Here is a 26,702-nt window from a genome sequence, read left to right as displayed (position 1 = left end):
GGCGGCCTCAGCTGTCGGCGAAGCGGCCCTTGAGGGCGAAGATGCCCTGCGGACGCTTCTGGATGAAGGCGATGATGAAGACCAGCACCAGGATCTTGGCCACGACCGCGCCCGCCCAGCCTTCGAGGAACTTGGCGACGATGCCGAGGCCGAGCGCCGCCCATACCGCGCCGGCGAGCTGGCCGACGCCGCCGAGCACCACCACCATGAAGGCGTCGACGATGTAGCCGGTGCCCATGGCCGGGCCGACGTTGGCGATCTGCGACAGCGCCAGCCCGCCCAGCCCGGCGACGCCGGAGCCGATCGCGAACGCCAGCGTGTCCACCCGCGCGGTGGGCACGCCCACGCAGCCCGCCATCGGCCGGTTCTGGGTGACGGCGCGCACGAACATGCCCAGCCGCGTCTTCTGCATCATCAGCCAGATCAGCACCAGCACGAAGGCGGCGAAGCCGAGGATGACGATGCGGTTGTAGGGCAGCACCACGCCGCCGGCGAGCTCGACGCCGCCCGACATCCATGACGGGTTGGCGAGCTCCAGGTTCTGCGGGCCGAAGAGCACGCGCGCGGCCTGGATCAGCACCAGCGACAGGCCCCAGGTGGCGAGCAGGCTCTCCAGCGGGCGGCCGTAGAGGTGGCGCAGCACCAGGCGCTCCATGGCGATGCCGACCAAGGCCGCAGCGAGGAAGGCCGCCGGGATCGCGGCGAGCACGTAGAAGTCCAGATATTCGGGGAAATGGGCGCGGAACACGCCCTGCACCAGGAAGGTGGCGTAGGCGCCCACCATCAGCAGCTCGCCGTGCGCCATGTTGATGACGCCCATCACGCCATAGGTGATCGCCAGGCCGAGCGCGGCGAGCAGCAGGATGGAGCCGAGCGACAGGCCGGAGAACAGCGTGCCGGCGGTCTGCGCCAGGCCGATGCGGCGATCGATCGCGCGCATCGAGGCCGCGGCCGCGGCGCGCACTTCAGCGTCCGGTTCGACCCAGCTCGCCGCTGCACCTTCGCCGCGCTTCTCCAGCAGCGCGGCGAGCAGGTTCTTGACCGCGGCATCGGACGAGGCGCCGAGCGCCTGCGCCGCCTTCAGGCGCAGGGCGGGGTCGGGCGAGGCCAGCTCCAGCTTGGCGCTGGCGTAGAGCAGCACCTCGCGCACCGCGGCGTCCGGCTCGGCCTCGAGCGCGCGCGCCAGCACCGGCAGCAGGGCCGGGCCGGCGTTCTCGCGCAGGGTGTTGGCCGCTGCGAGGCGCTGCGCGGGCTGCGGCGCGGACAGCGCGAGCGCGGCCTGCGCGGTGCCGATCGCACGGCGCAGGCGGTTGTTCACCGTGATGCGGGTCGCGGCCCCGGCCTCGGCGGAGAGCGCCTCGCCGCTGGCGGCGTCGCGCAGCCCGTCGGGCGCGACGATCACCACCCGGCCGTCGAGCGTGCCGAGTCGCCCGCTTTCGAGCGCGTCCAGCAGCGCCGCGGCTTCGTCGCCGCCGGAAACGCCGAGCGCGTCGATCGCGGCGACGCGGGCGTTGAAGTCACCGCCCAGTCCGCGCACCAGCGCGGGGTCGAGCGCCGCCCGCGCCGGCAGCGCGGCGAGCGCCGTCAGCACGCACAGCACGGCGGCGAGAAGCCATGGTCGTCTTGTCGGTCCGAACATCGTCGGCTCCATCTTCAGTTGCGGGGAAACGGCTGGGGCGGCGGGCGGTTCGGCAGGCGTGGGGCCAAGGGGGCGTGCGGGATCTCGCCGCAAGAGGCTCGCGGCTTGCGCCGCTCCTGCAGGAGAACCGCCGCGCTCCGGACCGGCGGCGAAAATCGGGGTCGGACCCCGATCTTCTGGACGATCACAGCCCCTGCTTGCCCTCGTTGCCCTCGATGAACGGGCTCCACGGCTGGGCGCGGATCGGCCCCTTGGTCTGCCATACCACGTCGAACTGGCCGTCCGCGCGCACCTCGCCGATCAGCACCGGCTTGTGCAGGTGGTGATTGGTCGCGTCCATGGTCAGCGTGAAGCCCGACGGCGCCTTGAAGCTCTGCCCGCCCATCGCCGCGATGACCTTGTCGACGTCCGTGCTGGCGGCCTTCTCGACCGCCTGCTTCCACATGTGCAGGCCGACGTAGGTGGCCTCCATCGGGTCGTTGGTGACCACGGTGTCGGCGTTGGGCACGCCGTTCTTCTTCGCCCACGCGCGGTACTTGTCGATGAAGGCCTTGTTCTGCGGGTTGTCGACCGACATGAAGTAGTTCCACGCCGCGAGGTGGCCGAGCAGGGGCTTGGTGTCGACGCCGCGCAGCTCCTCCTCACCGACGGAGAAGGCCACCACCGGCACGTCCGTCGCCTTCAGTCCGGCGTTGCCCAGTTCCTTGTAGAAGGGCACGTTGGAGTCGCCGTTGATGGTCGACACCACGGCCGTCTTCTTGCCCTCGGAGGCGAACTGCTTGATGCGCGCGATGATGGTCTGGTAGTCGGCGTGGCCGAAGGGCGTGTAGTCCTCCAGGATGTCCGCATCGCTCACCCCCTTGCTCTTCAGGAAGGCGCGCAGGATCTTGTTGGTCGTGCGCGGATACACGTAGTCGGTGCCGAGCAGCACGAAGCGCTTCGCGCCGCCGCCTTCCTCGCTCATCAGGTACTCGACCGCGGGAATCGCCTGCTGGTTGGGCGCGGCGCCGGTGTAGAAGACGTTCTTCTCGAGCTCCTCGCCCTCGTACTGCACCGGGTAGAAGAGCAGGCCGTTCAACTCCTTGAACACCGGCAGCACCGACTTGCGCGACACCGAGGTCCAGCAGCCGAACACCGCCGCGACCTTGTCCTGCGCCAGCAGCTGGCGCGCGCGCTCGGCGAACAGCGGCCAGTTCGAGGCCGGGTCGACCACCACCGGCTCGAGCTTCCTGCCGAGCACGCCGCCGCCGGCGTTGATCTCCTCGATGGTCATCAGCGCCACGTTCTTGAGCGCGGTCTCGGAGATCGCCATCGTGCCCGACAGCGAATGCAGGATGCCGACCTTGATGGTGTCGGCGGCGTGCGCGCCGGCGGGCAGGCCGATCGCGGCGATGGAAGCCGAAAGCGTGAGGGCTTTGACGAAGTTGCGACGGTTCATGGACGGACCTCTTGCAGTGGGTGGAAGTCGAGCGCAGCGCAGGCTGCGTCGATGAACCCTCTGCAAGGGGCGTGCCAAGTTGTCGGAAAATCGCTGGACGGAGTGTGGGACGCGGCCTAAATCCGCGCCGTTGATGCGCTCGTGGCACGCCGACGGATCTTGTACCCGCTCTCCTGGCGTCCCTGCAGCGCGCCTTTGTCGGCGATGCCGCGCCCCGCGCCGATGCAGTACCCGGAAGACGGGCACCATCGCAGTGCAGCAAACTCCCGGCCGCGTGCACGCGGCGTGCCTCGTCGAGGTACCCGGTGCCCTGGCCGATCGCGACTTGCGTCGCTCCCACGCAAACCGCCCCGACGCGATCCGGGACCTGTAGGAGCGGCGCAAGCCGCGATCGGGTCGTCCGACTGCGACGGGCGTTGGCGGGGGAAGGAGGCTGCAATCGCGACTCGCGCCGCTCCCACGAAAACCGCCCCGACGCGATCCGGGGCCTGTAGGAGCGACGCGAGTCGCGATCGGGTCGTCCGACTGCGACGGGCGTTGGCGGGGGAAGGAGGCTGCAATCGCGACTCGCGTCGCTCCCACGAAAATTACCCCGACGCGATCCGGGGCCTGTAGGAGCGGCGCAAGCCGCGATCGGATGGTCCTGCTGCGACGGGCGTTGGCGGGGGAAGCGGGTTGCAATCGCGACTCGCGTCGCTCCTACGGTCGTGTTCCCAAGCGCATCGCCCGGTTTTCGGTGGGAGCGACGCGAGTCGCGATTCCCCGTTCCAGCCGCGCCGTGTCGGCCGACGCCCGCCTGCTACAGCATGCTGTCGAGGAAGGCGCGTGTGCGTGGATGCTGCGGGTTGGCGAAGAACTCGGCCGCGGGGCGCGACTCGATGAGCTCGCCGCCGTCCATGAACACCACCCGGCTGGCGACCTCGCGGGCGAAGCCCATCTCGTGCGTCACCACCAGCATGGTCATGTGCTCGTCGGCGAGCTGGCGCATGGTGCGCAGCACCTCGCCGGTGAGCTCGGGGTCGAGCGCCGAGGTGGGCTCGTCGAAGAGCATGATGTCGGGCTCCATTGCCAGCGCACGCGCGATCGCCACGCGCTGCTTCTGTCCGCCGGACAGGCGCGAGGGGTAGGCGTCGCGCTTGTCGAAGAGGCCGACCTTGCGCAGCAGCGCTTCGGCCTTGGGCAGGATGGCCTCGCGCTTCAGGCCCTTCACCGTGATCGGGGCCTCGATCACGTTCTCCAGCACGGTGAGGTGGGGGAACAGGTTGAAGTGCTGGAACACCATGCCCATGCGCGCACAGATCCGGCGCACCTCGGCGTCGGCGACGTAGCGGGCGCGGCCGCCGGTGTCGTTGTCGGCGAGGACGTCGCCCTCGATGACGATGCGCCCGGCGTCGATCGTTTCCAGATGGTTGAGGCAGCGCAGGAAGGTGCTCTTGCCCGAGCCCGAGGGCCCGATCACCGCCACCACCTCGCCCTTGGCGAGCGTCAGCGACACGCCCTTGAGCACCTCGTTGGCGCCGAAGCGCTTGCGGATGCCGTCGGCGAGGATCATCGGGCTCGTCATCGGCCCCGTCATCGCGGCGGCCTCAGTCATAGACGGCATGGCGTTTCTCCAGGCGCTGGAAGAGCCAGGTCAGCACCAGCGTCATGATCAGGTAGAAGGCGGCGGCGACGATGAAGGGGGTGATCGTGAAGTCGCGCTGCACGATGCCGCGCGCGGCGCGCAGCAGGTCGTTGAGCGCGAGCACGTAGATCAGCGAGGTGTCCTTGACCAGGGTGATGGTCTCGTTGCTCATCGGCGGCAGGATGCGCTTGACCACCTGCGGCAGCACGATGCGGCGCATGGTCTGGCCGTAGGAGAAGCCGAGCACCTTGGCGCCCTCGTACTGGCCGCGGTCGATCGACTGGATGCCGGCGCGGAAGATCTCGGCGAAGTAGGCCGCGTAGTTGAGCGCGAAGGCCACGATCGCCGCCGGGAAGTCGGGCAGGCGGATGCCGATCCCCGGCACGAAGGGCAGCGCATAGTAGATGAACAGCATCTGCAGCATCAGCGGCGTGCCGCGCATCAGCCAGATGTAGGCGTTGACCGCCTGGCTGGCGACGCGGAAGCGCGAGATGCGCACCAGCGCCAGCGCCAGGCCGAGCGGCACGGCCAGCAGCAGGGTGATCAGGAAGAGCTGCAGCGTGACCAGCGAGCCCTCGGCGAGCGGGCCGAGGATGCTGAGGATGTAGTCCATGGCGGGACGCCGGGCGAGCGGCGGGCAGGTAGGAGGCGCGCGGGAGCGTCGGCGCGGGCGGCGTTGGCGCCCGAGTGGGGGGAGCGGAGGAATTCGCGGCTTGCGCCGCTCCTACACGGGGCCGACGTAGGAGCGGCGCAAGCCGCGATCTCCGCAGCCGGCTTACTTGATGATGTTCTTGCCGAACCACTCGGTGGAGATGCGGGCGGCGCTGCCGTCGGCCTTCATCTCGTCCATCGCCTTCTGCAGCTTGGCCAGCAGCGCGGTGTCGTCCTTGCGGGTGCCGACGCCGTATTCCTCGGTGCCGAAGTGGTCGTCGAGCACCACGTAGTCGTTCGGCTTCTTGGCGGTGTAGTAGCGGCCCACGACCTCGTCGAGCACCACAGCGTCGAGGCGGCCGGTGGTGAGGTCCATCAGCGCGGTGACGTTGTCGCCGAACTTCTTCAGCTCCTTGAAGGAGGCGGCCACCGGGTCCTTCTGCACCGCGTCGACCGCGCTGCTGCCGTCCTGGATGCCGATCACCTTGCCGGCGAGCTCGGCCTTGGTCTTGATCGCCGACGCGGCGGGCACCACGATGATCTGGTGGTTCTCCATGTAGGCGCTGGTGAAGCCGATGTTCTTGCGGCGCTCCTCGGTGATGGTGAGGCCGTTCCACAGCGCATCGACGCGCTTGCCGTTGAGCTCGGCTTCCTTGGCGCTCCAGTCGATCGGCTTGAACTCGACGGCGATGCCGAGGCGCTTGGCCGCTTCCTTGGCGAGGTCGATGTCGAAGCCGACCAGTTCGTTCTTCTCGTTGCGGAAGCCCATGGGCGGGAAGTTGTCGTCGAGGCCGATGACGATCTTCGCCGGGGCGGCGGGGGCTGCTGCGGATTGGGCGGCCGGCGCGGTTTCGTTCTTGCCGCAGCCGGCGAGCAGCGCACCGGCGGTGAGGGAGAGCATCAGCAGCGAGGAGAGTTTCATCTTGGTCTTGCCCGGGAGGGTGGTCGGGGACGGACCGGGTGGGCCCGCCACGGAGAGGGCGCCGGGGTGCCGGCGCCAAAACCGTGATTCTCGCTGCACTGCGTCAGGCGAGCAACCTTGCCGCTGCCCGCAGAGCTCGCGCGCGTGGCCGCTCAGTTGCCCGCCGGCTCGCGTCCGCGTGCCTCGGGGGCGTTGCCGCCGTCCCTGGCTTCGCGCCGGAAGCTGCGTCGCGCCTCGCCGTCGTCGTCGCGGCGAAACCCCCGGAAACCCTCGGGCGGTCGCCCGCCAGCCTCGCTGCGGCGGGGCTCGCGCGCCTCGCCTGCGGCACCTGCGGGGCGCAGCTCGGGGCGCGCAGCGCGATCGCGCGGCGGTTCGGCGCGCAGCAGTCCTTCACGTCCACCGGGCGGGCGTTCCTGGAAGATCCTCGGGGGGCGGGCCTCGTCGCGCAGGTCGCGGCGATCGCGCAGCTGCGGGCCATCGGGAGAACCAGCGCCGTCGCCACGGGGGGAGAAGCCGGGCCAGGGCCGGCTGTCGCGGTCGCGGCGGACATCGTCGCGGCTGCGGTCGTTCCAGCGCCGGTCGTCCCGTCGCGCGTCGTCGCTCCGCCAGCGGTTGCGGTCGTGTTCGTCGCGACGGTCGCCGCGCCCGTCCGGGCGCACATCGATGCGCGGCGGCTGCGCGAGCGGTCGCGAATGCATGCGCGGTGGGCTCCAGTAGCCCGGGACCCAGTGCGGGCGCGGTCCGACCCGGTTCCAGTAGCCATCGATCCAGATGTAGCCGGCGGCCGGTGGCAGGCCGCGGTACTCGATGCGGGGGGGCGGCGTGACGATCACCGTCTCGCGCTCGTAGTAGCGGTCGTCCTCGTAGTAGCCGTAGTCGTCGACCGGGACCACCGCGCATCCGCCGAGTGCCAGCGCGGCTGCGAGCAGCATGGGCGAAAGGGGCGAGCGGATGGTCATGGTTGCGTCCTGCCACGGAGAAGGGTGCGACATGCGGGGCGGCCGGGGGCGGGGGCGCTGCCGCCCGCCGCCCCCTTCCGCGTCTCTGCTGTCTCCACGCGCACGATAGGCGAAAGGGGGCGCGCCGGGTGGGCGGCGAGGTAATCAGTTGTGACGACGCGATCTCTCAACAGATCCGCGGCAGCTGCTCGCCGGCGATCCAGTCCACCATGCGCCGCCCGCCCAGGCCGGTGCGCAGCTGCACGAAGTGCTGCGGGTCGGCGGTGGCGCATCCGATCCGCGCCGCCTCGGTGCCGAGCGGATGCGCGCGCAGCGCGGCGAGCGCCGCGCCGGCGTGCTCCGGAGCGCACAGCACCACCAGCTTGCCCTCGTTGGCGACGTAGAGCGGGTCGAGCCCGAGCAGCTCGCAGGCAGCCTGCACCTGCGCCGACACCGGGATCTCCGCCTCGTCGAGCTCCATGCCCACGCCCGACTGCGCGGCGATCTCGTTCAAGGTGGTCGCCAGTCCGCCGCGCGTGGGGTCGCGCAGCACGCGGACCGCCTCGGCCGGCACCGCGGCGTAGAGCGCCTCGACCAGGCCGTGCAGCGCCGCGCTGTCGGAGACGATCTCGGAGTCGAAGGCGAGCGACTCGCGCTGCGCCATGATTGCCATGCCATGGTCGCCGATGCGCCCCGACACCAGCACCACGTCGCCCGGCCGCGCCCGTGCGCCGCCCGGATCGCGCCCGGCCGGCAGCGCCCCCACCCCGGTGGTGGTGATGAACACGCCGTCGCCCTTGCCCTGTTCGACCACCTTGGTGTCGCCGGTCACCACCGCCACCCCGGCCGCGCGCGCCGCGGAGGCCATCGATTCGACGATGCGGGCGAGGTCGGCGAGCGCATAGCCTTCTTCCAGGATGAAGCTGGCGGCGAGGTACAGCGGGCGTGCGCCCATCACCGCGAGGTCGTTCACCGTCCCATGCACCGACAGGCTGCCGATGTCGCCGCCGGGGAAGAACAGCGGGCTCACCACGTGGGCGTCGGTCGCCATCACCAGGCGCTCGCCTGCTGCGGGAGCGGGCAGCACCGCGCCGTCGTCGCCGCGGGCGAGCCAGTCGTTGGCGAACGCGCGCAGGAAAAGTTCGGAGATCAATTGCGCCATCGCCCGCCCGCCGGCGCCGAAGCCGAGGTCGACGCGGCCCTTGCGCAGGTCCAGGGGGCGGACGTAGCCGGTTTTGACGGTGTTCATGCGGTTTCCTGGTCCGGATTCGGGGGTGCGGAGGTGCCGACGACATGTACCGGAACGTCGCGGAAGCGCCCGTAGTTGTAGTGCGCGGCGCAGGCGCCCTCGGAGGACACCATGCACGAGCCCATCGGCGTTTCCGGGGTGCACACGGTGCCGAAGAGCTTGCAGTCGGTCGGCTTCTTCACGCCGCGCAGGATGGCGCCGCATTCGCAGGCGCGGTGGTCGGGCACGGGGCGGTAGTCGAGACCGAACTTCGCCTCGGCGTCCCAGGGCGCGAAGGCGGGGCGGATGCGCAGCGCGGAGCGCGCCAGCACACCGAGGCCGCGCCACTCGAACTCGTCGCGCAACGCCAGCACCTCCGACACGATCGCCTGCGCTTTCGGGTTGCCGTCGCGCACCACCGCGCGGGTGAACTCGTTTTCGACCTCGGCACGGCCCGTGTCGACCTGGCGCACCAGCATGCGGATCGCCTGCATCACATCGAGCGGTTCGAAGCCGGCGATGACCACGGGCTTGCGGTAGCGGGCGGCGAAGGCTTCGTAGGGGCGGCTGCCGATCAGGGTGGACACGTGGGCGGGGCCGATGAACCCGTCCAGGTGCAGCGCCCCGAGCCGGCTGGCTGCGGGCGAGTCGAGGATCGCGGTGATCGCCGGCGGCGTCAGCACGTGGTTGCAGATCACGCTGAAGTTGGCGAGCCTGCGCGTGGCGGCCTCGCGCAGCACGAGCGCGGTGGGGGGCGTGGTGGTCTCGAAGCCGATCGCGAAGAAGACCACCTCGCGTGCGGGTTCGCGCACGGCGAGCGCGAGCGCGTCGGCGGCGGAGTACACCATGCGCACGTCGGCGCCGCGTGCCTTGGCCTTCAGCAGCGAAAGGCCGTCGGAGGCGGGCACGCGCAGGCAGTCGCCGTAGCTGCACAGGATCACCTCGGGGCGCGCCAGCGCGAGGCCGATCGCCATGTCCACGCGACCGATCGGCAGCACGCACACCGGACAGCCGGGGCCGTGGATCATGCGCACGTTGGGTGGCAGCAGGTCGGCCACGCCGTAGCGCGAGATGGCGTGGGTGTGGCCGCCGCAGAACTCCATGAAGGCGTAGTCGCGGCCGGGGTCGACCTCGCGCGCGAGCGCGCGCGCCAGCCCGGCGGCGAGGGCGCCGTCGCGGAACTCGTCCACGTATTTCATCGCGCAGCCTCGTATTCCATTACTCGATGGCGCACTTCAGCGCGCCGCACCGGGTGCGGGGTGCTCGCCGCCGAGCGCGCGCGCGGGGTCGATGCCGGCGTCGGCGATCAGCGCCAGGGTCTGTGCGGCCTCTTCGGGGTCGAGCCGGGTCAGCGCATAGCCGACGTGCACGATCACGTAGTCGCCGACGGCGGCGCCGTCGACCAGGGCGAGCGAGATCTCCTTGCGCACGCCGCCGAGCTCGACGCGGCATTGGTCGCCGGCGAGCAGTTCGACGATGCGGGCGGGGATGGCGAGGCACATGTTCAGTCTTCCTTGGTTGCAGCGAGCCGGTGCATGGCGACCCAGGCCTGGCCGAGCGCGAGGCCGGCGTCGCCCGGAGAGAGGCGGCGCGCGCCGAGCACCTCGAAACCGCGCGCCGGCAGGGCGGCGTGGAGCGCGTCGGCGAGCAGGCGATTGTGCAGGCAGCCGCCCGACAGCACCACCGTGGCGCAGCCGGTGCGCTGCCGTGCCTCCTCGACCCAGGCGACGAGCGCGGCGGCCAGGGTGGCCTGGAAGCGTGCCGCGCCGCGCGCGGGCTCGGGTTCGTCGGCGAGGCGCAGCAGCAGGGGGTGGAGATCGAGTTCGAGCGTCCCTCCGGGCGGCTGCGCGCCGGCGTAGGGATGCGCGCGGTCGTCCGGCTGCGGGACGGAGCCTGCTGCGGGCGCCCCGCGGTCGGTGCGCGAGCGCGCTCCATCGGCCTGTCCGCGCAGCGCACCGCCTGCGTCGCAAATCCGCCAGTCGCCGGGAGTCACCTCCGGCGCGGCCGTGCCGGAGGCCAGGCGCTCGAGCGCGATCGCCGCCTCGGCCTCGTTGTGCATGACCTCGCACAGGCCGAGCAGGCCGGCGGCGGCGTCGAAGTGGCGGCCGAGGCTGGAACTCGGCGGGCTCAGCGCCGGGCGGGCGAGCACCTGGGCGAGCAGCGCCGCCGCCGGCTGCCCGGGGAAGCGGCGCGCGATCTCGTCGCCACGGCCGCTGGCGTGCAGCAGCGCGGCGGCCATGCGCCAGGGCTCGCGCGCGGCGCGGTCGCCGCCGGGCAGGCGCAGCGGGCGCAGGTGGCCGAGGCGGACGAACTCGCCGCCCGCCACCCACAGCAGTTCGCCACCCCAGGCCTCGCCGTCGGTGCCGAGGCCGACGCCGTCGAGCGCCAGTCCGAGCACCGGGCGTGCGTCGAAGCGGCCGTGCTCGGCGAGCACCGCACCGACGTGGGCGTGGTGGTGCTGCACGCCGATCGCAGGCACGCCCAGGCGCGCCGCGAGCGCGCAGGCGACGCGGGTGGAGTGGAAATCGGGGTGGAGGTCGTGGGCGATCGCGCGTACCGGGGTCGCCGCCCGCGCGAGCAGGGCCAGCGCGGCCGGCTCCACCGCACGGCAGGCGTCGGCGTTGTCGAGGTCTCCGAGGTTGGGGCCGAACTGTGCGCGACCGTCCTCTAGCAGGCAGGCGGCGTGCTTGAACCAGGCGCCGAGGGCGAGGATGGGCAGCGCCTCCGGGAGACCGCCGGCGCCGACGGAGGGCAGCCCCAGCGCCACGCCGATCGGGGTGGATGCGGCTGGGCTCGACAGGGACGCCCCCTTCGTTTCCATGCCGGTGGCCGGGCTGGCGATGTTCATGCCCGCAGGCCTGCGGCACGCCGTGCACGCGCGGCGGCGAGTCCGGCCTCGATCCAGGCGATCCATTCGTCCAGGCCCTCGCCGTTGGTGGCTGAAGTCCGGACCACGCGCAGGCGCGGATTCACCCGCAGCGCGAAGTCGATCGCGCGTTCGGTGTCGAAGGCGAGGTAGGGCAGCAGGTCGGTCTTGTTGAGCAGCATCAGGTCGGCGGCGGCGAACATGTCGGGATACTTGAGCGGCTTGTCCTCGCCCTCGGTGACCGAGAAGATCGCCACCTTGTGCGCCTCGCCGAGGTCGAACGCGGCCGGACACACCAGGTTGCCGACGTTCTCGATCAGCAGCAGGCTGTCCGCGGCGAGCTCCATGCGCGGCAGCGCGCGCGCGACCATGTCGGCGTCGAGGTGGCAGCCCTTGCCGGTGTTGATCTGCAGCGCCGGCACGCCGGTGGCGCGTATGCGCTCGGCGTCGAATTCGGTCTGCTGGTCGCCCTCGATCACCGCGGCGGGCACGCGCCCGCCGAGCAGCTGCAGGGTTCGCACCAGCAGCGAGGTCTTGCCCGAACCCGGGCTGGACACGAGGTTGAGCGCGAAGATGCCGCGCTCGGCCAGCCAGGCGCGGTTCTCCGCGGCGCGCGCGTCGTTCTTGCCGAGGATGTCGCGCTCGATCTTCACCATCTGCGCCTGGCTGAGGCCGGGCGCGTGGGCGTGCGCCGGACCGCTGCCGAAGTCGAGATGGTGGTGGCCGGGCGCGGCGGGGTGCGAGGTGGGCGTCGTGTCCGCGGCGGTAACGGGCGAGAATGACGACGTGTCGGGCGACAAGCCGCGGGGCGGGGTGGCAGCGTGCCCGCCGACGGCACGCCATGTGCGCGTCGCGCCGGGCCGCGGGTGTGCGCCACCCGCGGGGCGCCCGCCACCGAGCGCGCCGATCCGGGTTTCACCGCTGCCGCAACCACATGTCGTGCACATCTCTCGTTTCTCCTTGCTGCCGGTAAGGATCACGCCCCTGACCCGACCGCGGCCGTTCAGGTGGACGCAGGAGCGACGCAAGTCGCGATTGCGGCGAGGGGGCGGGCGCAGGCGCTTGCCCGTGCGGCTGGATCGCGACTTGCGTCGCTCCTACAAAAAAACCATCGCGCACCGGAGCCCGGTGCAACCATCGCGTACTGGAGCCCCGTGTAAACATCGGGGGTCCGGGCGGGGCGCCGCCTTGCGTGACCGGAGCCGCGTCTGGCCTTCGAGCGCCGGCCCATCTTCAGTCCACCTCCAGCGCCTTCACGCGCATCTCCCGGCCGGCAGTGGTCTGCACGCGGTAGCCGCCGCAGTGCGGGCAGGGGTCGTAGAGCTGGTGGATCGGCACCTCTTGCGCGCAAGCGGGGCACCAGCCGGCGCCGGGCAGGGTTTCGACCTCGATTGCGGCGCCGGCGGCGATGGTGTCGGCCAGCACCACGTCCAGGCAGAAACGCAGCGCCTCGACCTCGACCGCGGCGAGTTCCCCGATCTCCAGCACGACCGCGCGCACGTGGCCAAAGCCGTCGGCCGCCGCGGCGTCCTCGATGAGGGTGCGCACACCCTCGGCCAGGGACATCTCATGCATCGTGACTCTCCTCGGTCTTCGAGCTTACCCCAGGCGGCGGAGAGAAGCGAAACGCGAAGGCGGACTGCGCAAAGCGCCGGGGGCAGCCGGCGGGCGGCGCGGGGCGGCGAGTGCTTGGGCGGATGGGCGAGGGAAGGCGAGGGAAGGCGAGGGAAGGCGAGGGAAGGCACAGGGGGCGGCGGACCCCTAGAATGACGGACCGTCTTTCCCTGTCCTCGAGTCTCGCGATGAAAATCTCTTCCCTGTTGGGCCTCGGTCTCCTCGCCGGCCTGGTCGGCGGCTGCAGCCTGTTCCGCCCTGCCGCGCCTGCGCTGGCCGCCGAAGCATCCCCCCAGGCCGTGGCCGAGCGCCCGGCCGACCCCACGCCGGCGCTCGATCCCCAGCCGCCGCTCGAGTTCCGCTGCGGCGAGCGCAGGGTCGAGCTGCGCCACTTCGGCGAGCTCGCCACCCTCGGCGTCGACGGGAAGGTGTTCACGCTGCGGCCCGAGCGCAGCGCCTCGGGCATGCGGATGGTGTCGGTCGACGACGAGCGTACCGGCATCTGGGTCAAGGGCAACTCCGCGCGGCTGAGCCTCGCCGGCGTCGAGCAGCCGGAGTGCCGGCGGGTGGCGGAGAAGCCGCTGTTCCGCGCGGTGGGGAACGAGCCGGCTTGGCGGCTCGACATCGGCGCGCACGGCCTGGAGCTGATCGCCGACGGCGGCGCCTCGCGTGCGTTCGCCGCTGCGCCGCTGATCGTGGAGGCGGCGGGCATGCGCAGCTACCAGGGCACGAGCGTCGGCGGCGAGCTGGAGGCGCTGGTGTTCGAGCGCCTGTGTGTCGACACGATGAGCGGGATGACGCACCCGAACAGCGTCGAGGTGCGCTGGCAGGACCACGTGCTGCGCGGCTGCGGTGGCGATCCCGCGCAACTGCTGCAGGGTGAGCCCTGGGCGGTGGTGGAGCTCGACGGCCGCGCGGTGGCCGATCCGGCGCGCGTGACGCTCGCCTTCGCGGCCGACGGCAGGCTTGCCGGCCTGGCCGCATGCAACCGCTACTTCGGCAGCTATGTGCTGTCGGGCGAGGGCCTGCGGCTGTCGCCGCTGGGGGCGACCAGGATGGCCTGCGAGCCGCGTGCGATGGAAGACGAGCAGCGCTTCATGGCGGCCGCCGCGCGGGTGACGGGCTTTGCGATCGCAGGTGACGGCGGGCTGGAGCTGCGTGCGGGCGATCGGGTGGTGATGCGCGCGCGGCGCATGGGCGAGCGGTGAGGGCGGGAGACGAAGCCGCGGTCGATCACATGTTCACCGGTGCGGCGCTTGCTGCAGCGCCGTGATCGCGACTTGCGTCGCTCCCACGGGGGCGTCGGGGGTGTCGGAGGCGTCGGGGGTGTCGGGGGTGTCGGGGGTGTCGGGGGTGTCGGGGGTGTCGGGGGTGTCGGGGGTGTCGGGGGTGTCGGGGGTGTCGGAGGCGTTGGGGGTGGGTCGGGCTCGCGCCGCGATCCGCGGCTACTGTCGATGCGGCGGTCGGTGGGGCGCCGTGATCGCGACTTGCGTCGCTCCTACGGGGGCTTCAGGTGCTGTGCCGGTTTTCCGTAGGAGCGACGCAAGTCGCGATCTTTGGCGCCGGGGCCGTGAGCGGGCCATGCACGTGCCGTGCGGCCCTGCTCGCGCGCGAATGCGAACGCGTTCAGCCGCGCTTGGCGCGCGCCGCCTCGACCTCTTCCGGGCGCAGACGGGTGGAGAGCTTGTCGAGCACGCCGTTCACGAACTTGTGGCCGTCGGTGCCGCCGTAGCCCTTGGCGAGCTCGATGGCCTCGTTGATCACCACGCGGTAGGGCGTATCGAGGTTGTGGCGCAGCTCGTGGGTGCCGAGCAGCAGGATCGCGTGCTCGATCGGCGACAGCTCGGCGACCGGGCGCGACAGCAGCGGCTCGAAGCAGCCGCGCAGCTCGTCGGCCGCGCCGGTGGCGCCGCGCAGCAGGCTCACGAACAGCTCGCGGTCGATCTTGTCGAGGTTCTCGGTCTCGGACTCGAGGTGGCGCTGCACGGTGGTGGCGTTGTTGCCCGACAGCAGCCACTGGTACACCCCCTGCAGCGCCAGCTCGCGCGCGCGGCGGCGGGCCATCTTGCTGGTGGGGTTGGGCGCGCCGGCGGCGCCTTCGGCTTGCGTGTTGTCGATGTCGCTCATCGCACCACCTTCAGCAGGTTGGCCATCTCGACCGCGGCGCGGGCGCAGTCGGCGCCCTTCTCGTGCATGCGCGCGACCGCCTGGTCGTCGTCCTCGGTGGTGAGCACGCCGTTGGCGATCGGCAGCCCGGTGTCGAGGCCGACGCGGGTGACGCCCGCGCCCATCTCGTTGGAGACGAGCTCGAAGTGGTAGGTCTCGCCGCGGACCACCGCGCCGAGCGCGACCAGCGCGTCGTGGCGGCCGCTCCTGGCCATGGTCTGCAGCACGAGCGGGATCTCCAAGGCGCCGGGCACGGTGACGATGCGGATGTCCTCGCGCGCGACGCCGAGGGCGAGCAGCTCGTCGGTGCAGGCCGACAGCAGGCCCTCGCAGATGTCGAGGTTGAAGCGCGCCATCACGATGCCGACGCGCACGCCGGCGCCGGCGAAGTTGGGCTCGATCTCGTCGATGCCGTCGTAACGGGCGCCCTGGCGGGTGTTCTCGGATTGGTTGCGTTGCATGCTGGGGGATCTCGTGGTCAGTTCTTGTCGACGAAGCCGGTGATCTCGAGACCGAAGCCGGTCATGCTCGGGATCTTGCGCGGGCTGGCGAGCAGGCGCATCTTGCCGACGCGCAGCGCGCGCAGGATCTGCGCGCCGACGCCGAACAGGCGCGCGTCCCACTTCGCGGTAGGGCGGTCGTGGCCGCCGTCGAGGCCGGCGAGCAGCTCGCGGCCGGACATCGGGCGGTAGAGCAGCACGATCACGCCGGCCTCGGCCGCGGCCAGGGTCGCGAGCGCCTGATTGACCGGGAAGGTATGGTGGCCGCTGCCGGCGTCGAGGAAGTCGAGCACCGAGATCGGCTCGTGCACCCGCACGAGGGTCTCGCGCTCGGGGCGGATGTCGCCGTGCGACAGGGCGAAATGCACGTCGCCCGAGGTCTTGTCCTCGAAGGCGGTGAGGCGGAAGCGGCCGTGGGCGGTGTCCACATCCTTCTCGGCGACCTTGTCGACCAGGTTGTCGTTGGCGGCGCGGTACTCGATGAGGTCGCGGATGGCGCCGATCCTGAGCCCGTGCGCCTGGCCGAACTCGACGAGGTCGGGCAGGCGCGCCATGGTGCCGTCGTCCTTGAGGATCTCGCAGATCACCGCGGCGGGCTCGAGCCCGGCGAGCTGGGCGAGGTCGCAGCCGGCCTCGGTGTGACCGGCGCGGATCAGCACGCCGCCCTTCTGCGCGGTGAGCGGGAAGATGTGGCCCGGGGTGACGATGTCTTCCGGCCTGGCGTGGCGGGCGACCGCGACCTGCACGGTGCGCGCGCGGTCGTGCGCCGAGATGCCGGTGGTGACGCCGGTGGCGGCCTCGATCGACACGGTGAAGGCGGTGCCGTGCGGGGTGCGGTTGTCGCGCACCATCTGCTGCAGGCCGAGCTGGCGGCAGCGCTCGTCGGTGAGCGTCAGGCAGATCAGTCCGCGGCCGTGCTTGGCCATGAAGTTGATCGCCTCGGGGGTGACGAATTCGGCCGCCATGACGAGGTCGCCCTCGTTCTCGCGGTCTTCCTCGTCGACCAGGATGACCATTTTCCCGGCCTTGATGTCGGCGATGATGTCGGTGATCGGCGCGAGTGCGCTCATGCTGCTTCCTTTGTGTTGCGTTGGGGCGCGCGGGTCAGGCCTGCGCGGCGTCGTTCTTCCACTCGAGCATGCGCTCGACGTAGCGTGCGATGAGGTCGATCTCGAGATTGACCTTGCTGCCCGGCGCGAGGTGCTTGAGGTTGGTGACCGCGACCGTGTGCGGGATCAGGTTGATCCAGAAGTCGCGGCCCTCGACGCGATTGACCGTGAGGCTGACGCCATTGACGGTGACCGAGCCCTTCTTCGCGATGTAGCCGGCGATCGCCGCCGGGGCGCGGATCACCAGCTCGTGGCTCTCGCCGATCGGCGCGAACTTCACCACCTCGCCGACGCTATCCACATGGCCGGTGACGAGATGGCCGCCGAGGCGGTCGGCCAGGCGCAGCGACTTCTCGAGGTTGACCTCGCCGCCGACGGCGTCCAGCCCCACGGTGCAGTTGAGCGTCTCGCGCGAGACGTCGTAGCGCAGCCGCGGGCCGTCCATCTCGACCACGGTGAGGCACACGCCGCTGTGCGCCACGCTGTCGCCGACGATCACGTCGGAGAGGTCGAGGCCGTTGGTGTCCACGGTGATGCGCACGCCGTCCGCGAGCGCCTCGACGTGTTCGATGCGGCCGACGGCCGCGACGATGCCGGAGAACATGAAGGGTTTGAACCGTAAGGGGAAAGGCGGGATTGTAGGGGAAAAAGCCGGGCCTCGCTCAGAGCGCCCGGTCCAGCACCGTCGCGAACGGCGCCGCCTTCATGAAGCCCACCACGCGCAGGCCCTCGCGTTCCTTGCCCGCAGCGTCGAAGAAGAGGATGCCCGGCGGCCCGAAGAGGCCGAAGCGCTTGAGCAGCGCCTTGTGCTCGTCGGTGTTGGCGGTGACGTCGGCCTTCAGCAGCAGCATGCGGCTCATGCGCGCGGCGACCGCGGCGTCGCTGAAGGTGAAGCGCTCCATCTCCTTGCACGACACGCACCAGTCGGCATAGAAGTCGAGCAGCACCGGGCGATCGGTGGTGGCGAGCCGGGCCTCGAGTTCGGCGATGGAGTCCACCTTCTCGAACTGCGGCACATCGACCGGCGCCGCGGCCTGCGCGCGCAGCACCGACAAGGGCTGCAGCGGGTCGCGCGAGCCGGCGAGCGCGCCCACCAGGATCGCCGCGCCGGCCAACAACAGCACCACGCCCACGCCCTTCCAGAAGCGCTGCCAGCCCCTGGCCTGCGGCGGCAGCGGGTCGATCGCGTGCAGGAAGATCGCCGAGAACAGCAGCAGCGCGGCCCAGCCCAGCATGGTGGCCAGGGGCGGGATCACCGGGGTGATCATCCACAGCGCAACCGCGAGCAGCATCACGCCGAAGGCCTTCTTGACGCCTTCCATCCACGGCCCGACCTTGGGCAGCAGGCTGCGCGAGGCCACGCCCACCGCCAGCAGCGGCGCGCCCATGCCCAAGCCCATCGCGAACAGCGCCCAGCCGCCGAGCACGGCGTCGCCGGTCTGCGCGATGTAGAGCAGGGCGCCGGCGAGCGGGGCCGCCACGCAGGGGCCGACGATGAGGGCCGACAGCACGCCCATCAGGGTGACGCCGCCGAGGTGGCCGCCCTTGCCATGACTGGCGGTGTCGGCCAGCTTGCTCTGCAGCGTGCTGGGCAGCTGCAGCTCGTAGAAGCCGAACATCGACAGCGACAGCAGCACGAACATCAGCGCGAAGGCCGACAGCACCCACACGTTCTGCAGCGCTGCCGACAGCATGGTGCCGGTCATGCCGGCGGCGACCCCGGCGAGCGCGTAGGTCACCGCCATGCCCAGCACGTAGGCGAGCGAGAGCACGAAGGCGCGCGTGTGCGAGACCTTGTTGCCCTGGCCGACGATGATGCCCGACAGGATCGGGATCATCGGGAAGGTGCAGGGCGTGAAGGCGAGCAGCAGGCCAAAGCCGAAGAAGCTCAGCAGGATGATCGGCACGCTGGCGCCGGAAAGCAGGCGGGCGATGTCGCCGCTCTCGTCGCTGGAGACGGCGCCGCCGCCGCTGCCGTCCTCCGGCGCGGCAAGCGCGACCGGGGTGGGCGAAGCGGCGCTGCCGGTGCCCGCGCGGCCGCCGAGCACGCTGTCGAGGAAGCCGCCCGCCTTCTTCGGCGGCGCGGCGAGGTCGATCGAGGCCTGCTGCGTGGTGGGCGGATAGCAGATGCCGCCATCCCAGCAGCCCTGGCTGGTGGCGAAGAGCTCGAAGCGGGTGGTGCCGGCGGGCGCCTGTACCGGGACCAGGATGCGCAGCTCGCCGCGGTGGGTCTCGACCTCGCCGAAGAAGTCGTCCTTGTGCTTCTTGCCCGCGGGCTTTTCCATCGCGCCGAAGCCCACGCCGGCGGGCTCGGCCTCGAAGCGGAACTTGTCGCCGTAGAGGTAGTAGTCCTTGGCGATCTCGAACACCACCTCGATGGTCTGCGCGTCGAGCGCCTGCGCGCGCATCGCGAAGGCCTTCTCGGGCTCGATCGGGTTGGCGCGCGCGGCGGCGGGCAGGAGCAGGCTCGCGATCAGGGCGAGCAGGAGGAAAAGGCGGTGCATCGTGGTCTTCTAGGCGGCGGTGGGCGGGCGCACTGCGGCTCCCGCGGACGGGTCGATCGGGCGGGGCGATGCCGGGGACGCGCCGGCGGGCGATCAGTCGTCGTCCCTCGTTCCGGCGGCGACCCAGTCGAGATAGCCGGGCAAGCCCTGCGTCACAGGGACCGCGACGATCTCCGGAAGTTCGTAGGGGTGGTGGGCCCGGATCGCCGCCTCCAGCGCGGCGTAGCGCGCCGGCGTGGTCTTGATCAGCAGCGGTACCTCGGTCGCGGTCTCGGTCGCGCCCTGCCAGCGATACACCGAGGTGCAGGGCGCGAGCATGTTCACGCAGGCGGCGAGCTGCCGGTCGATCAGCGCGTTCGCCAGGGCCTCGGCGCTGGCGGCGTCGGGCAGGTTCGTGAAGACGAGCAGGGCGCGTGGCCTGGTGGCTGAGCTGGCGGGCATGGTGGCGGATCCGTCGTGGAACGACCGCGATTATCCCGCAGCGCGGGCGCGGACGCCCTGCGCGGGATCAAGCACAAAATTCCGGGTGACGCCGGTGTCGCGGATGGATCCGGCGCGGATTTGATCTGTGCCATGGAAGTCCATCATGCACCTGTATTAGCGTCGGAATCCTTCACGCATCGGCCGCCCTCCGCGGCTCCATCCGGAGCACATCATGTTCCTGCTCGACTGGCTGTTCGGCAAGCACCAGGCCAAGGCGGAGGCCGCGCCCTCGTCCGCCACGGTTCCTGCCCCCGAACCCGCGCATTCCATGGAGGACTCCGAGAGCTTCGCTCCCGGCACCACCATCCGCTACAGCCCCGAACTGGTCGAGCGCCTGGTGCGCGATCATCGTCTGATGCTCGAACGCTTCGGCGCCATCCGCGAGGCCGCGCATGCGGGGCGCTTCGACGAGGTCGTGCCCCTGCTCGAGCGCTTCCGCGTCGACCTGCACGCCCATCTGCTGGTCGAGAACGTGCGCCTGTACGTGTATCTCGAGCACACCCTCGCCGACGATCCGGTGAGCCACGCGCTGATGCACGAGTTCCGCCACGACATGGACGAGATCGGCAAGAAGGTGATCGCCTTCCTCGCCCGCTACGTCCGCCTCGGCGAAGACCCGGCGCTCGCCGCGAGCTTCGCCGCCGACCTCGAGCGCGTCGGAGCCGTGCTGGTCGATCGCATCCAGCGCGAGGAGGACACCTTGTATCCGCTCTATGCGCCGGTGAGCTGAGCCGCTGCACTCGTCGTCCGACGACCCGGAAGACGGGCCTCTCGATTGCCTGTCCCGTCCCTCGCCGCTATGCTCGAAGCGCAAACCGCAACGAATTGCAGCGAGGACGCCCGATGAGCCTGCCCCAGCCCAAGATCCCGTTCGGCCCCGACGACTACCTGGCCTGGGAACAGGATCAGCCCATCCGCAGCGAATACGTCGATGGCGAGGTCTTCGCCATGAGCGGCGCGTCGGACGCGCACGGTACGGCAGCCGGCAACCTTTTCGCCGGCCTGCATGCGCATCTGCGCGGTACCCCCTGCAAGCCCTTCATCGCCGACATGAAGGTCCACGTCGAGGCGGCCAACAGCTTCTTCTACCCCGACATCCTCGTGACCTGCGACCCGCGCGACCGCAGCGCCGAGGCCAGCCACGTCAAGCGTCACCCGCTGCTGATCGTCGAGCTGCTCTCGCCGTCCACCGAGGCCTACGACCGCGGCAACAAGTTCGCCGCCTACCGCACGCTGGCTGCGCTGCAGGAATATGTACTCGTCTCGCTCGAAGAGCGTCGTATCGAGGTCTTCCGGCGCGACGACAGTGGGCACTGGGTGCTCTACCCCTTCGCCCTCGACGAGCAACTGGAACTCGCGAGCGTCGGCCTGCGCTGCCCGGTGGCCGAGGTCTTCGAAGGGGTGGAGGGCGAGTAGCGCGGGTGGGCGTTTTCGCCGTCCCCGCGATGCACGGCAGGAAAAGGCGAGCCGGCTGTCTCAATCGGTCCGGATGCGGCCGGCCACGCTCGGCGTGTCGCCGTCGACCCGCAGCACGATGATCTCGCCCGAGGCCGGAAACACCCCCGTCAGCGCGGTGATGTTCACCTGATGCGTCACCAGCACCAGCGGCAAGGGACTGCGCGCGCGTTCCCCGATCAGCGCGCGGACCGCAGCGGTGTGCCGCGCCTCCTCGCCGCGGTCGGCGAAGAACGAGTTCAGCCCCGGGAACGCCACCACCTCGCCCAGCGCCAGTTCGCGCGCCGTATCGAGGCAGCGACACCACTGGCTGGAGAACACCGCCGCGGTGGCGATGCCGTTGGCGCGGAAGCGCTCGCCGATCGCGCGCGCCTGCGCCCGACCCTGCGCCGACAGCTTGCGCTGGGTGGTGCAGTCGTCCAGCCGAAAGCCCGCCGGGTCACCGACGCCGGGTGCGATCGCATGGCGCATCAGCGCGACATGCCCGCCGTCGCGCAAGGCCGCCCACAAGGCTGCCTCGTCCGTCTCGGCGCAGGCTGCGGCAATCGGCAGCAACAGGCCCAGGCAGGCAAGCAGGAGGCGCATGGCCGCCCGGTCACAGCTTCGTGTGCGTTCCGTCGCAATACGGCGCGTTGGCGGTGTGCTTGCAGCCGCACAGATGGACCGTGCCCGATTTCTCGGGGGTGAAGGCGGTGGGAGCAAACCCGCTGCCCTTGTGGGACCCATCGCAGAACGGCTGCTTCTTGCTCAGGCCACAGGCGCACCAGAAATACTTCTTGCCCGCCTCGACCTCGACGGCATAGGGCGCTTTCTGCGCGACATGGGGTTCGCGTTGTTCGGACATCGCCTTGTCTCCTTTGAGTTTGTGGTCTTGCCGGTCGGCTGCGGCGCAGCCTCTGAGAAACCTTGCGCCGGACCGCAGGGCGTGTCAATCGTGCCTACGCGCGCAGCGGCACGCTGTGGGAGGGGCAGTATCGCTCGTGCCTCGTGCAGCACGCGCTCCATCTCTTGAGTTGCATGCGCTACATCGAACTCAACCCGGTGCGGGCCGGTATGGTGGATCACCCGGGCGCCTACCGCTGGTCGAGCTACCGCTGCAACGCGCAGGGTGAAGCGGACGAGCTGATCCGGCCGCATGCCGTCTTCACGGCCCTCGACGCCGATCATCGGATTCGTGCCGAGCATTACCACGGGCTCTTTCAGAACGCCCTGGCGCCCAGCGAAGTGGACCCGATCCGCGCGGCGACCAAGGGCAACGACGCGCTCGGCAACGATCGTCTTGCCGTCCAGCTTGCGGGCGCGCTCAGCCGCCGCGTTACGCCGGGCAGGGCGGGGCGCCCGCCGAAACCTCCGGAAGTGCCGGCGAGCAGGGACTTGTTCGAGTCGGAGTAGAGAAAGCGCAGCAAGGAAAAGCCCGCCATGGGAACACGGCCGGCTTTTGGGAAAAATTGGGGTCTGTCCCCTATTCCCCCTATTCCCCCGTCGCGGTCGGTCAGTTGAAGCGAACGTACTCGAATTCGACCGGCTGGTCGTTGACGCCGCGCGCCGGTGGTGCGATCCAGTTGGCGAACTTGCCCGGCTCGAGGCAGCGGCCCATCAGCGAATGCACGAACAGCCGATCGGCCGCGGTGGGCAGCCACTCCCGGTGGCGGTGTGTCCATTCGGCCTCGCTCATCAGCTCGCCTTCCGGGCTCACGTGTACGCCGGCAAACACACCGATCCTGCGGTGGAAGCCCTTGTGCGGCAGCTTGAAAGCGAGGCCGAAGCCGAACCTGGCCGGGATGCGGTTCCAGCGCTCGATGCCGGCCTGCAAGTCGCGGATCCAGTCGTCGCGGAGGCGTTCGTTCAGTGCCGACAGTGCCGGCACGTGGCGCTCGACGATACGGTCGTCGGCGACGTCGGGAATCCCGTACTCGTCCTCGTCCTCGTGCAGCCTGTGGTCGTCGTCGAGCCTGTCTTCCCCGAAGCGGCCCTTCAGACCGTTGGTGTAATAGGTCGCGGCGTTCGACGACAGCTCGGCGCCGAACAGATCGCCGGTGATGCTGTAGTGGAAGTTCAGGTACTTCTGCAGCGTCGGCAGGTCGATCACGCCGGCCGCACGCAGCCTGGCCGGGTCCGTCGTCTCGAGCTCGCGCATGACTTCGCAGGTGCGCTGGATGATGCGGGCGACCCCGGACTCGCCGACGAACATATGGTGCGCCTCCTCGGCCAGCATGAACCTGCAGGTGCGCGCGAGCGGGTCGAAGGCCGACTCGGTGAGCGAGGCGAGCTGGAACTTGCCGTCACGATCGGTGATGAACGTGAACATGAAGAACGACAGCCAGTCTGGCGTCTTCTCGTTGAAGGCGGTGAGGATGCGCGGCTTGTCGGCATCGCCCGAGCGGCGCTCGAGCAGCGCCTCGGCTTCCTCGCGGCCGTCGCGGCCGAAGTGTGCGTGCAGCAGATAGACCATCGCCCACAGGTGGCGGCCTTCCTCGACATTGACCTGGAAGAGGTTGCGCAGATCGTAGAGCGAGGGTGCGGTCAGGCCGAGGTGGCGCTGCTGCTCGACCGAGGCTGGCTCGGTGTCGCCCTGGGTCACGATGATGCGGCGCAGCGTGGAGCGGTACTCGCCCGGAACTTCCTGCCACACCGGCTCGCCCTTGTGCTCGCCGAAGCCGATCTTCCTGTCGCCCTCGGACGGTGCGAGAAAAATGCCCCAGCGGTAGTCGGGCATCTTCACGTAGTCGAAATGCGCCCGGCCCTTGGGATCGACGCCGACTGCGGTGCGCAGATAGACGTCGTAGTTCGACGAGCCGTCCGGACCCATGTCGTCCCACCACTGCAGGAAGGACGGCTGCCATCGCTCGAGTGCGCGTTGCAGTGCGCGATTGCCCGATAGATCGACGTTGTTCGGGATGCGTTCGCTGTAGTTGATCATCGCCGTGCTCCTCACGCTCGTTCGTACGATCGACCACCCATCGACGGTTGTCGTAAACCTTATACGCGCTTCCAGTCGAACTGCGCCTTCTTGCCGGAGCCGAAGCGTTTCAGTGCGCCGGTCTCCCCGACGGCGTTCGGTCGGTTGTAGATCCAGTTCTCCCACGCCGAAAGGCGGCCGAAGATGCGCGTGTTCATGGTCTCGAAGACGCCAAAGCGCAGGTTCGCCTCGAGGCCGGTAAGCGCATCAGGCGAGAGCGCGGCGCGCTCCTCGAGCGCGATGCGCACCTCGTCGCGCCAGTCCAGGTCGTCCGGGGCCGCGGTCACCAACCCGAGCGCGAGCGCGTCGCCCGGCGCGAGCTTTTCTCCGATGCGCGTCCTGGCCGTGGCGATCGGCTCGGCCTCCTCGTAAAAGCGTGCGGCGATGCGCGAGCGGCCATTGATCATCGGCAAGGCGCCGAAATTCATCGTGGAGAGCGCGATCGCGTTGGGCTGCCCGGGGGCGTCGAGCATGTAGCTGCGATCGGCCGCGAGCGCGATCTCGAGCAGCGTGCCTGCAAAGCACGAGCCCGGCTCGACGAGCGCATACAGGCTGCGCGAGGACACGTCCAGGCGCGCCAGCGTGCGTCGCAGCATGCCGATCGTCTCGCGCACGAACCAGTCGTCCCGGTTGGCCTCGAGCGTCGCGTCGATGTCGAGCACGACGTCTCCATCGCCCTCGGTGGCGAGCACCCATAGGCCGAGCTCGAGGTGCTTGGTGCGCAGCATCAGGATCGCGTCGTCGAGTTCGCGCGCCATCCTCAATGGCCACCAGTTCGCCCCTTCGGCGGCGATCTCCGCAGCACTCCGCGCGGAGACCGTCGCCGGTGCGCGCACCGTGATCCTGGCGGTGCGTGCGGATTCGTCGAGCGCGACATCGACGAACCCGTAGCGATAGCCGGTCGCGTCATCCGTGCGCCCGAGGCGCGGCAGCGCCACGCCTTCGGCGCCGGCCGGCCGATCCGAACCCCTGGCGAGCACGGCCGCGCGCTCGCTGATGTGGGCGTCGAAGGCCTGCGCGCGCACCACCTCATCGACCAGGCGCCACGCCTTCGCGCGCGCGCCGCGCACCCCTTCGGCGAGGGTGCAGAAGATGTCGGCGTGATCGCGGCGTACGCGGCGCTTGTCGGTCATGCGCGTCAGGCCGCCGCTGCCGGGCAGCACACCCAGCAGCGGCACCTCAGGCAGCGAGACGGCCGAGTTGCCGTCATCGACGAGCACGATCTCGTCACACGCGAGCGCGAGCTCGTAGCCGCCACCGGCGGCCGTGCCTTGGCACGCGGCGATGAACTTCAGGCCGGAGTGCGCGCTCGCGTCCTCGATGGCGTTGCGCGTCTCGTTGGAGAACTTGCAGAAGTTCACCAGCCACGCGTGCGTCGACAGGCCGAGCATGGGGATGTTCGCGCCCGAGCAGAAGATCTTCGGCTTGCCCGACCGCAACACCACGATGCGCACCTCCGGGTGCTCGAAGCGGATCCTCTGCAGCGCGTCGTGCAGCTCGATGTCGACGCCCAGATCGTAGGAGTTGAGCTTCAGCTTGTAGCCCGGGCGGATGCCGCCGTCCGCGTCGATGTCGAGCGTGAGCGTGGCCACCTCGCCCGCACAGGCGAGTTGCCAGTGGCGGTACTGCGATGGCTCGGTGCGGTAGTCGATGCGGGCGTCCTGCGGCTCGGCAGCCTTGGTGTCGATCGTGTTCACGGCAGGCTTCCTCCTTGTTGCCGCGGATCCGCTCGCGACGAGTTGCCGGCTTCGGGTGAAACGCTGCACGCCCATCCGGCCCGGCGTGTCGAGTACGGTATCGGCCTTCGCGGACGAGGGCTCACGCGCCTCCAGGATGCGAGACCCTCCGATCAGGCGCACGCGCGAGCGTACTTGAGCGGCGGTGCGGCGGTGAATCGGTACCTGCCTTGGCGAGACTACGGCGACGGATAAAGGTTCACTCGGCGATCTCCCGAGTTGCCTGCGCTACAGAGCGAGAAATTGGGGTCTGTCCCCTATCGCCAACTGGCGAACGCCAACAGACATCGAGGCCGTGCATCGGAGTGCCGGCTTTCTGGCGAACAACCGGGTGGTGTTCAATATCAAGGGCAACGACTACCGCTTGGTGGTGGCCGTGCGATACACGTCGACCACGATGTTCATCCGGTTCGTCGGCACCCATGCCGAGTACGACCAGGTCGACGCTGAAACCATCCAGGAGAATGCCTGCCGTGGAACTGAAGCCCATCCGCACCGATTCCGAGCACGCCGAAGCACTGGCTGAGGTCGAGCGCCTGTGGGACGTGCCCACAGGCAGCGCCGAGTCCGATCGGCTGGAAGTGCTCGCCATGCTGGTGGAAGCGTACGAGACTGCGCGCTTTCCCATCGAAGCGCCCGACCCGATCGAATTCCTCGAGTACGTCATGGATTCACGCGGGCTGACCCGGAAAGACCTGGAACCGTATATCGGTCCGCGCGGCCGCGTGGCCGACATCATGAACAGGGCGCGCCCCTTGTCCATCGGGATGATCCGCCGCCTGTCCTCCGGCCTCGGCCTGCCTGCCGACGTACTGATCCAGCCCTACCCGCTGCGCGAAGTCGCCGCAGCCTGAGCGGGAGATCGGGGTC

General features: G+C 70.3%; 28 protein-coding genes. 6 read left to right on the top strand and 22 right to left on the bottom strand.

The window, feature by feature from the left end; genetic code table 11:
• Nucleotides 1–7 precede the first annotated feature (7 nt).
• The 12 genes from urtB to hypA form a co-directional block, all read right to left on the bottom strand.
• A complete protein-coding gene (gene urtB, locus TMZ1T_RS19055) occupies nucleotides 8–1,639 on the bottom strand; it encodes an urea ABC transporter permease subunit UrtB (protein ID WP_012586233.1) in 1,632 nt (543 codons plus the stop codon).
• Between the two features lie 184 nt (nucleotides 1,640–1,823).
• Entirely contained in the window at nucleotides 1,824–3,077 is a 1,254-nt protein-coding gene (gene urtA, locus TMZ1T_RS19050) for an urea ABC transporter substrate-binding protein (protein WP_004326830.1), read from the bottom strand.
• 799 nt (nucleotides 3,078–3,876) lie between these two features.
• Nucleotides 3,877–4,629, bottom strand: a complete 753-nt coding sequence (locus TMZ1T_RS19045; protein ID WP_004326831.1) for an amino acid ABC transporter ATP-binding protein — start codon at nucleotides 4,627–4,629, stop codon at nucleotides 3,877–3,879.
• 34 nt (nucleotides 4,630–4,663) lie between these two features.
• Complete coding sequence (locus tag TMZ1T_RS19040) at nucleotides 4,664–5,314, bottom strand: amino acid ABC transporter permease (RefSeq protein WP_004326833.1); 651 nt, start codon at nucleotides 5,312–5,314, stop codon at nucleotides 4,664–4,666.
• Between the two features lie 162 nt (nucleotides 5,315–5,476).
• Nucleotides 5,477–6,274 carry an amino acid ABC transporter substrate-binding protein gene (locus TMZ1T_RS19035; RefSeq protein ID WP_004330253.1) on the bottom strand — a complete coding sequence of 266 codons (798 nt, stop codon included), beginning with the start codon at nucleotides 6,272–6,274 and terminating at the stop codon, nucleotides 5,477–5,479.
• Between the two features lie 152 nt (nucleotides 6,275–6,426).
• Complete coding sequence (locus TMZ1T_RS20310) at nucleotides 6,427–7,233, bottom strand: YXWGXW repeat-containing protein (RefSeq protein WP_012586231.1); 807 nt, start codon at nucleotides 7,231–7,233, stop codon at nucleotides 6,427–6,429.
• A gap of 166 nt (nucleotides 7,234–7,399) precedes the next feature.
• The gene (gene hypE, locus TMZ1T_RS19025; RefSeq protein ID WP_012586230.1) at nucleotides 7,400–8,461 is read right to left on the bottom strand and encodes a hydrogenase expression/formation protein HypE; all 1,062 of its coding nucleotides are present in this window, start codon (nucleotides 8,459–8,461) and stop codon (nucleotides 7,400–7,402) included.
• Nucleotides 8,458–9,639, bottom strand: coding sequence for a hydrogenase formation protein HypD (hypD, locus tag TMZ1T_RS19020; RefSeq protein WP_012586229.1), 1,182 nt, complete (start codon nucleotides 9,637–9,639; stop codon nucleotides 8,458–8,460). The genes hypE and hypD overlap by 4 nt, the downstream gene beginning before the upstream one ends.
• A gap of 36 nt (nucleotides 9,640–9,675) precedes the next feature.
• Entirely contained in the window at nucleotides 9,676–9,942 is a 267-nt protein-coding gene (locus tag TMZ1T_RS19015) for a HypC/HybG/HupF family hydrogenase formation chaperone (protein WP_012586228.1), read from the bottom strand.
• A 2-nt stretch (nucleotides 9,943–9,944) separates the two neighbouring features.
• The gene (locus tag TMZ1T_RS21695; RefSeq protein ID WP_012586227.1) at nucleotides 9,945–11,288 is read right to left on the bottom strand and encodes a Kae1-like domain-containing protein; all 1,344 of its coding nucleotides are present in this window, start codon (nucleotides 11,286–11,288) and stop codon (nucleotides 9,945–9,947) included.
• Nucleotides 11,285–12,253 carry a hydrogenase nickel incorporation protein HypB gene (gene hypB, locus TMZ1T_RS19005; protein WP_012586226.1) on the bottom strand — a complete coding sequence of 323 codons (969 nt, stop codon included), beginning with the start codon at nucleotides 12,251–12,253 and terminating at the stop codon, nucleotides 11,285–11,287. Before hypB ends, TMZ1T_RS21695 begins: the two co-directional genes overlap by 4 nt.
• A 286-nt stretch (nucleotides 12,254–12,539) precedes the next feature.
• Nucleotides 12,540–12,881 (bottom strand): hydrogenase maturation nickel metallochaperone HypA, encoded by a 342-nt coding sequence (hypA, locus tag TMZ1T_RS19000; protein WP_012586225.1) that lies wholly within the window; start codon nucleotides 12,879–12,881, stop codon nucleotides 12,540–12,542.
• A 227-nt stretch (nucleotides 12,882–13,108) separates the two neighbouring features.
• Here hypA and TMZ1T_RS18995 point away from each other — a divergent pair, with 227 nt between their 5' ends.
• Complete coding sequence (locus TMZ1T_RS18995) at nucleotides 13,109–14,128, top strand: META domain-containing protein (RefSeq protein ID WP_041589714.1); 1,020 nt, start codon at nucleotides 13,109–13,111, stop codon at nucleotides 14,126–14,128.
• A 418-nt stretch (nucleotides 14,129–14,546) separates the two neighbouring features.
• On the opposite strand, the gene nusB is transcribed toward TMZ1T_RS18995, so the two are convergent.
• From nusB to cutA, 6 genes are all read right to left on the bottom strand, one after another.
• Complete coding sequence (gene nusB / locus TMZ1T_RS18990) at nucleotides 14,547–15,047, bottom strand: transcription antitermination factor NusB (RefSeq protein ID WP_004307729.1); 501 nt, start codon at nucleotides 15,045–15,047, stop codon at nucleotides 14,547–14,549.
• Nucleotides 15,044–15,547 carry a 6,7-dimethyl-8-ribityllumazine synthase gene (gene ribH, locus TMZ1T_RS18985; RefSeq protein ID WP_012586223.1) on the bottom strand — a complete coding sequence of 168 codons (504 nt, stop codon included), beginning with the start codon at nucleotides 15,545–15,547 and terminating at the stop codon, nucleotides 15,044–15,046. The genes nusB and ribH overlap by 4 nt, the downstream gene beginning before the upstream one ends.
• A 17-nt stretch (nucleotides 15,548–15,564) precedes the next feature.
• Nucleotides 15,565–16,656, bottom strand: a complete 1,092-nt coding sequence (gene ribBA / locus TMZ1T_RS18980) for a bifunctional 3,4-dihydroxy-2-butanone-4-phosphate synthase/GTP cyclohydrolase II (protein ID WP_004307725.1) — start codon at nucleotides 16,654–16,656, stop codon at nucleotides 15,565–15,567.
• A 34-nt stretch (nucleotides 16,657–16,690) separates the two neighbouring features.
• Nucleotides 16,691–17,299 (bottom strand): riboflavin synthase, encoded by a 609-nt coding sequence (locus TMZ1T_RS18975; protein ID WP_012586222.1) that lies wholly within the window; start codon nucleotides 17,297–17,299, stop codon nucleotides 16,691–16,693.
• 58 nt (nucleotides 17,300–17,357) lie between these two features.
• The gene (gene dsbD / locus TMZ1T_RS18970; protein ID WP_012586221.1) at nucleotides 17,358–19,199 is read right to left on the bottom strand and encodes a protein-disulfide reductase DsbD; all 1,842 of its coding nucleotides are present in this window, start codon (nucleotides 19,197–19,199) and stop codon (nucleotides 17,358–17,360) included.
• Between the two features lie 93 nt (nucleotides 19,200–19,292).
• Nucleotides 19,293–19,640, bottom strand: a complete 348-nt coding sequence (gene cutA / locus TMZ1T_RS18965) for a divalent-cation tolerance protein CutA (RefSeq protein WP_012586220.1) — start codon at nucleotides 19,638–19,640, stop codon at nucleotides 19,293–19,295.
• 214 nt (nucleotides 19,641–19,854) lie between these two features.
• Between cutA and TMZ1T_RS18960 the strand changes: the two genes are divergently transcribed.
• Complete coding sequence (locus TMZ1T_RS18960; RefSeq protein ID WP_004307717.1) at nucleotides 19,855–20,412, top strand: hemerythrin domain-containing protein; 558 nt, start codon at nucleotides 19,855–19,857, stop codon at nucleotides 20,410–20,412.
• A gap of 113 nt (nucleotides 20,413–20,525) precedes the next feature.
• The gene (locus TMZ1T_RS18955) at nucleotides 20,526–21,098 is read left to right on the top strand and encodes a Uma2 family endonuclease (RefSeq protein ID WP_004307715.1); all 573 of its coding nucleotides are present in this window, start codon (nucleotides 20,526–20,528) and stop codon (nucleotides 21,096–21,098) included.
• A 60-nt stretch (nucleotides 21,099–21,158) separates the two neighbouring features.
• Here the strand turns inward: TMZ1T_RS18955 and TMZ1T_RS18950 are convergent, their stop codons facing one another.
• Nucleotides 21,159–21,722: a histidine phosphatase family protein gene (locus TMZ1T_RS18950; protein ID WP_004307713.1), complete on the bottom strand. Its 564-nt coding sequence runs from the start codon at nucleotides 21,720–21,722 to the stop codon at nucleotides 21,159–21,161.
• A gap of 10 nt (nucleotides 21,723–21,732) precedes the next feature.
• Nucleotides 21,733–21,981 (bottom strand): CDGSH iron-sulfur domain-containing protein, encoded by a 249-nt coding sequence (locus TMZ1T_RS18945; protein WP_004307711.1) that lies wholly within the window; start codon nucleotides 21,979–21,981, stop codon nucleotides 21,733–21,735.
• Nucleotides 21,982–22,154: 173 nt separating this feature from the next.
• On the opposite strand from TMZ1T_RS18945, the gene TMZ1T_RS18940 reads away from it, so the two are divergent.
• On the top strand, nucleotides 22,155–22,529 hold the full coding sequence (locus tag TMZ1T_RS18940) for a hypothetical protein (RefSeq protein ID WP_222702379.1): 375 nt from the start codon (nucleotides 22,155–22,157) through the stop codon (nucleotides 22,527–22,529).
• A 100-nt stretch (nucleotides 22,530–22,629) separates the two neighbouring features.
• On the opposite strand, the gene boxB is transcribed toward TMZ1T_RS18940, so the two are convergent.
• A complete protein-coding gene (gene boxB / locus TMZ1T_RS18935; RefSeq protein WP_012586219.1) occupies nucleotides 22,630–24,057 on the bottom strand; it encodes a benzoyl-CoA 2,3-epoxidase subunit BoxB in 1,428 nt (475 codons plus the stop codon).
• 59 nt (nucleotides 24,058–24,116) lie between these two features.
• Nucleotides 24,117–25,793 (bottom strand): 2,3-epoxybenzoyl-CoA dihydrolase, encoded by a 1,677-nt coding sequence (gene boxC, locus TMZ1T_RS18930; protein ID WP_012586218.1) that lies wholly within the window; start codon nucleotides 25,791–25,793, stop codon nucleotides 24,117–24,119.
• Between the two features lie 196 nt (nucleotides 25,794–25,989).
• On the opposite strand from boxC, the gene TMZ1T_RS20755 reads away from it, so the two are divergent.
• Nucleotides 25,990–26,358, top strand: a complete 369-nt coding sequence (locus TMZ1T_RS20755) for a type II toxin-antitoxin system HigB family toxin (RefSeq protein WP_315968372.1) — start codon at nucleotides 25,990–25,992, stop codon at nucleotides 26,356–26,358.
• Nucleotides 26,306–26,686 carry a helix-turn-helix domain-containing protein gene (locus tag TMZ1T_RS18925; protein ID WP_012586217.1) on the top strand — a complete coding sequence of 127 codons (381 nt, stop codon included), beginning with the start codon at nucleotides 26,306–26,308 and terminating at the stop codon, nucleotides 26,684–26,686. The genes TMZ1T_RS20755 and TMZ1T_RS18925 overlap by 53 nt, the downstream gene beginning before the upstream one ends.
• The last annotated feature ends 16 nt before the right edge of the window (nucleotides 26,687–26,702 follow it).

This window comes from Thauera aminoaromatica (assembly GCF_000021765.1).
Taxonomy (GTDB): Bacteria; Pseudomonadota; Gammaproteobacteria; order Burkholderiales; family Rhodocyclaceae; genus Thauera; species Thauera aminoaromatica.
The sequence above is the reverse complement of the archived record's forward strand: the minus strand, read 5'-3'. Positions and strand labels throughout refer to the sequence as shown.

Coding starts and splice junctions, on each gene's coding strand:
- urtB (WP_012586233.1), bottom strand. CDS start 1,639: ATGTTCGGACCGACAAGACGACCATGGCTTCTCGCCGCCGTGCTGTGC.
- urtA (WP_004326830.1), bottom strand. CDS start 3,077: ATGAACCGTCGCAACTTCGTCAAAGCCCTCACGCTTTCGGCTTCCATC.
- TMZ1T_RS19045 (WP_004326831.1), bottom strand. CDS start 4,629: ATGATCCTCGCCGACGGCATCCGCAAGCGCTTCGGCGCCAACGAGGTG.
- TMZ1T_RS19040 (WP_004326833.1), bottom strand. CDS start 5,314: ATGGACTACATCCTCAGCATCCTCGGCCCGCTCGCCGAGGGCTCGCTG.
- TMZ1T_RS19035 (WP_004330253.1), bottom strand. CDS start 6,274: ATGAAACTCTCCTCGCTGCTGATGCTCTCCCTCACCGCCGGTGCGCTG.
- TMZ1T_RS20310 (WP_012586231.1), bottom strand. CDS start 7,233: ATGACCATCCGCTCGCCCCTTTCGCCCATGCTGCTCGCAGCCGCGCTG.
- hypE (WP_012586230.1), bottom strand. CDS start 8,461: ATGAACACCGTCAAAACCGGCTACGTCCGCCCCCTGGACCTGCGCAAG.
- hypD (WP_012586229.1), bottom strand. CDS start 9,639: ATGAAATACGTGGACGAGTTCCGCGACGGCGCCCTCGCCGCCGGGCTG.
- TMZ1T_RS19015 (WP_012586228.1), bottom strand. CDS start 9,942: ATGTGCCTCGCCATCCCCGCCCGCATCGTCGAACTGCTCGCCGGCGAC.
- TMZ1T_RS21695 (WP_012586227.1), bottom strand. CDS start 11,288: ATGAACATCGCCAGCCCGGCCACCGGCATGGAAACGAAGGGGGCGTCC.
- hypB (WP_012586226.1), bottom strand. CDS start 12,253: ATGTGCACGACATGTGGTTGCGGCAGCGGTGAAACCCGGATCGGCGCG.
- hypA (WP_012586225.1), bottom strand. CDS start 12,881: ATGCATGAGATGTCCCTGGCCGAGGGTGTGCGCACCCTCATCGAGGAC.
- TMZ1T_RS18995 (WP_041589714.1), top strand. CDS start 13,109: ATGAAAATCTCTTCCCTGTTGGGCCTCGGTCTCCTCGCCGGCCTGGTC.
- nusB (WP_004307729.1), bottom strand. CDS start 15,047: ATGAGCGACATCGACAACACGCAAGCCGAAGGCGCCGCCGGCGCGCCC.
- ribH (WP_012586223.1), bottom strand. CDS start 15,547: ATGCAACGCAACCAATCCGAGAACACCCGCCAGGGCGCCCGTTACGAC.
- ribBA (WP_004307725.1), bottom strand. CDS start 16,656: ATGAGCGCACTCGCGCCGATCACCGACATCATCGCCGACATCAAGGCC.
- TMZ1T_RS18975 (WP_012586222.1), bottom strand. CDS start 17,299: ATGTTCTCCGGCATCGTCGCGGCCGTCGGCCGCATCGAACACGTCGAG.
- dsbD (WP_012586221.1), bottom strand. CDS start 19,199: ATGCACCGCCTTTTCCTCCTGCTCGCCCTGATCGCGAGCCTGCTCCTG.
- cutA (WP_012586220.1), bottom strand. CDS start 19,640: ATGCCCGCCAGCTCAGCCACCAGGCCACGCGCCCTGCTCGTCTTCACG.
- TMZ1T_RS18960 (WP_004307717.1), top strand. CDS start 19,855: ATGTTCCTGCTCGACTGGCTGTTCGGCAAGCACCAGGCCAAGGCGGAG.
- TMZ1T_RS18955 (WP_004307715.1), top strand. CDS start 20,526: ATGAGCCTGCCCCAGCCCAAGATCCCGTTCGGCCCCGACGACTACCTG.
- TMZ1T_RS18950 (WP_004307713.1), bottom strand. CDS start 21,722: ATGCGCCTCCTGCTTGCCTGCCTGGGCCTGTTGCTGCCGATTGCCGCA.
- TMZ1T_RS18945 (WP_004307711.1), bottom strand. CDS start 21,981: ATGTCCGAACAACGCGAACCCCATGTCGCGCAGAAAGCGCCCTATGCC.
- TMZ1T_RS18940 (WP_222702379.1), top strand. CDS start 22,155: ATGCGCTACATCGAACTCAACCCGGTGCGGGCCGGTATGGTGGATCAC.
- boxB (WP_012586219.1), bottom strand. CDS start 24,057: ATGATCAACTACAGCGAACGCATCCCGAACAACGTCGATCTATCGGGC.